The 1,057-nt window shown below is 75.2% G+C and carries 2 protein-coding genes; both read left to right on the forward strand.

Annotation, left to right across the window (positions count from 1 at the left end; translation table 11 throughout):
* Positions 1-429 (forward strand): Lrp/AsnC family transcriptional regulator (locus tag ACOV8S_RS29340; protein WP_448321515.1); only part of this gene is annotated, 429 nt, incomplete at its 5' end.
* Positions 430-482: 53 nt separating this feature from the next.
* Positions 483-1,057 (forward strand): MFS transporter (locus tag ACOV8S_RS29345; RefSeq protein WP_448321555.1); only part of this gene is annotated, 575 nt, incomplete at its 3' end.

Consider the following 1,057-nt stretch of genomic DNA (forward strand, 5'->3'; position numbering starts at 1 on the left):
CCCGCGGAGGCGCGGCCCCGGCCCCCCGCGGACGGCGGCAGGTGGGGCGGCGGGTCGCCCCCCGCCGTGAAACGGCGGGTGGACCGGCTGCGGGAGACCGGAGTGATCACCGGGTTCACGGTCCGCGTGGACCCGGCGGCGCTGGGCTGGGCCACCGAGGGCCTGGTCGAGGTCTACTGCCGCGGCAACACCTCGCCGGAGACCATCCGGCGCGGGCTCGCGCGCTATCCCGAGGTCGTGTCCGCCTCCACCGTCACCGGGGAGGCGGACGCGGTCGTGCAGGTGTTCGCGGCGGACATGCGCCACTTCGAGCAGGTGCTGGAGCGGATCGCGGGGGAGCCGTTCGTCGAGCGGACCAAGTCCGTCCTCGTCCTCTCCCCGCTTCTGCGGCGCTTCTCCGGCGGTTCCGGACTACCCTCTACGGTATGAAGCGCCGACGACATTGACCTGACACCGCCACCGCGACGGCCGGCACGCGCCGTCTGACGGCGGCCCTGTACGGCTACTCCTTCCTGGGCGACTGCGTCGCCCTGTACCCGGTGTACGCGCTGCTCTTCGCCGACACCGGACTGTCCACGGGGCAGATCTCCACGCTCTTCGCGCTGTGGTCCCTGACCGGCGTCCTCGCCGAGGCGCCCTCCGGCCTGCTCGCCGACGCGTGGTCGCGGCGGGCGCTGCTGCGCGCCGGCCCGCTGCTGACGGCGGCCGGCTTCACCCTCTGGGTCTGGGCGCCCTCCTTCTGGTCCTTCGCCGCCGGCTTCGTGCTGTGGGGACTCGGCGGCTCGTTCTCCTCCGGCGCACTGGAGGCGCTGGTCCACGACGAACTCGAGCGGGCGGGCGCCGCGAAGACCTATCCCGCGGTCATGGGCCGGGCCCGTACGGCCGAGATGCTCGGCGTGGTCGCCTCGATGGCCGTGGCCGGCCCGCTGCTGCGGGTGGGCGGCTTCGCGCTGGTCGGCGCGGCGTCCGTGGCGGCGTGCCTGCTGGCAGCGGCGGCGGCGCACGCGATGCCGGAGGGACGGCGGAAGCCGGACACGCCGGGCGGGGACGGCGGGAC

The sequence above is a fragment of the Streptomyces sp. CO7 genome, assembly GCF_053474865.1.